The sequence below is a fragment of the Cedecea sp. NFIX57 genome (assembly GCF_900177785.1).
GTDB classification, from domain to species: Bacteria; Pseudomonadota; Gammaproteobacteria; order Enterobacterales; family Enterobacteriaceae; genus Cedecea; species Cedecea neteri_C.
This window is the reverse complement of the sequence record NZ_FXAS01000099.1, coordinates 1-2,472: the sequence shown is the minus strand read 5'-3', so window position 1 is coordinate 2,472 and position 2,472 is coordinate 1. Positions and strand designations below refer to the sequence as shown.

Annotated in this window: 3 protein-coding genes; all 3 read left to right on the top strand. The window is 54.4% G+C overall.

Annotated elements, in window-relative coordinates; genetic code table 11:
- The first annotated feature begins 82 nt into the window (after positions 1–82).
- The 3 genes from tnpA to tnpC are packed head-to-tail and all read left to right on the top strand — an operon-like array spanning position 83 to position 2,442.
- Positions 83–472, top strand: coding sequence for an IS66-like element accessory protein TnpA (gene tnpA / locus B9Y90_RS25900; RefSeq protein WP_085543138.1), 390 nt, complete (start codon positions 83–85; stop codon positions 470–472).
- Complete coding sequence (gene tnpB / locus B9Y90_RS25895; RefSeq protein WP_085543137.1) at positions 469–819, top strand: IS66 family insertion sequence element accessory protein TnpB; 351 nt, start codon at positions 469–471, stop codon at positions 817–819. The genes tnpA and tnpB overlap by 4 nt, the downstream gene beginning before the upstream one ends.
- A 30-nt stretch (positions 820–849) precedes the next feature.
- Positions 850–2,442, top strand: a complete 1,593-nt coding sequence (gene tnpC, locus B9Y90_RS25890) for an IS66 family transposase (protein WP_085543136.1) — start codon at positions 850–852, stop codon at positions 2,440–2,442.
- Positions 2,443–2,472: the final 30 nt, after the last annotated feature.

The following is a 2,472-nucleotide window of genomic DNA, read 5'->3' as shown; positions in this document are numbered from 1 at the left end:
AGTAAGCGTCAACTCAATGCCGTCTGGCAGAATCTGAAATTCCTGAGAGTATAGTGGACACTAAATATGGTGGACGCTATCCATGAAATCACTGACCTCCGTTCGTAAAAAAAGCCCGAATTATCCTGTAGAGTTCAAAATCAAAATGGTTGAGCTCTCACATCGAGCAGATATCTCTGTAGCCCAGCTCGCACGTGAACATGGAATTAACGATAATCTGTTGTTCAAGTGGCGTCAGTATTGGCGAGAAGGAAAGCTACGCCTTCCTGAAACAACCGAAAATAGTATGCCCACGTTGATCCCGGTTACACTTGATGTCGAAGATACCACCTCAAATCGCTCGCCAAAACTTGCTGGGCCCGAAACCCTCGACATAACCTGTGAAGTTACATTCAGGAACGGGACACTTCGTCTGAATGGCGCTGTCAGCGAACACCTCCTTAGTATGTTAATACAGGAGCTAAAAAGATGATCCCACTCCCGTCGGGCACCCGTATCTGGCTGGTTGCCGGCGTCACGGATATGCGTAAATCGTTCAATGGCCTGGGTGAGCTGGTACAACATGCACTTGATGACAATCCGTTCTCCGGCCACCTGTTTATCTTCCGTGGCCGCAAAGGCGACACCGTGAAGATCCTCTGGGCTGATGCTGACGGCCTGTGCCTGTTTACCAAACGACTGGAAGAAGGCCAGTTCATCTGGCCTGCTGTACGCGACGGCAAAATTGCCATCACCCGCTCACAACTTGCCATGCTCCTCGACAAACTGGACTGGCGGCAGCCAAAAACGGCACGCTTTAACTCACTGACAATGTTGTAAAAAGAATATGACCGCATTATAAATGTGGTCATGAGTCAGGACTATCTCGCCCGTATCGCCGCGCTGGAAGATGCGCTCCGCCAGAAAGACAGTCAACTCAGCCTCGTTGCAGAGACTGAGTCGTTCCTGCGTTCGGCGTTAGCGCGGGCAGAAGAAAAAATAGAAAACGAAGAACGCGAAATAGAGCATCTGCGGGCACAGATAGAAAAACTGCGGCGGATGCTGTTCGGTACCCGTTCTGAAAAACTTCGCCGACAGGTTGAAGACGCTGAAGCCCTGCTGAAACAGCAGGAGCTGCAAAGCGATCGTTACAACGGTCGGGATAACGATCCACAGGTTCCGCGCCAGCTTCGCCAGTCCCGTCACCGTAGACCTTTACCTGAACATCTTCCCCGCGAGATCCACCGACTGGAGCCTGCAGAAAGCTGCTGCCCGGGTTGCGGTAGTGATATGGCCTATCTCAGTGAAGTCAGCTCGGAGCAGCTGGAGCTGGTCTCCAGCGCCCTGAAAGTGATCCGCACGGTCAGGGTGAAAAAGGCCTGCACCCGATGCGACTGCATCGTTGAAGCGCCGGCACCATCACGCCCCATAGATAGGGGTATCGCCGGGCCGGGTCTGCTGGCCCGCGTGTTAACGGCCAAATACTGTGAGCATCTGCCGCTCTATCGCCAGTGCGAAATCTTTGCCCGTCAGGGCGTGGAGCTGAGCCGGGCTCTGCTCTCCAACTGGGTGGATGCGTGCTGCCGGTTAATGGCTCCGCTGGATGAGGCCCTTCATCACTACGTGATGGGCTGCCGCAAGCTGCATACGGATGATACCCCGGTGCCGGTACTGGTCCCGGGCAGAAAGAAGACCAAAACCGGGCGCATCTGGACATATGTCCGTGATGACAGAAGCGCTGGTTCATCAGATCCGCCAGCGGCATGGTTCGCCTTCTCACCGGACCGGCAGGGGAAACATCCTCAACAACATCTTCGCCATTATAATGGCGTGCTGCAGGCGGATGCCTTCGCAGGTTACGATCGGTTGTTCAGCGCAGAGCGTGAAGGCGGCCCGTTAACAGAAGCGGCCTGCTGGGCCCACGCACGCAGAAAAATCCACGACGTCTATATAAGTACTCAAACGGCCACCGCAGAGGAAGCCCTGAAACGTATCGGCGAACTGTACGCCATCGAAGAAGCCATACGCGGTCTCCCGGTAGCTGAGCGGCTGGCAGCGAGACAATCCCAAAGCAAGCCGCTGCTGGTATCCCTGCATGAGTGGCTGGTAGAAAAAAACGCAACGCTGTCAAAAAAATCCCGGTTGGGCGAGGCGTTCGCCTATGCGCTGAACCAGTGGGATGCGCTGTGCTACTACTGCGATGATGGTCTTGCAGAAGCAGATAACAATGCCGCAGAACGCGCGCTACGAGCCGTCTGTCTTGGCAAGAAAAACTATATCTTCTTCGGGAATGATCACGGTGGTGAGCGTGGTGCACTGCTGTACGGTCTGATCGGTACGTGCAGGCTGAACGGTATCGATCCGGAGGCTTACCTTCGCCATATCCTGAGTGTGTTGCCGGAGTGGCCTTCCAATAAAGTGGCTGAACTTCTGCCCTGGAACGTAGAACTCACCGACAAATAACTGTCAATACGGCGCTCACTTAGCGCTTAC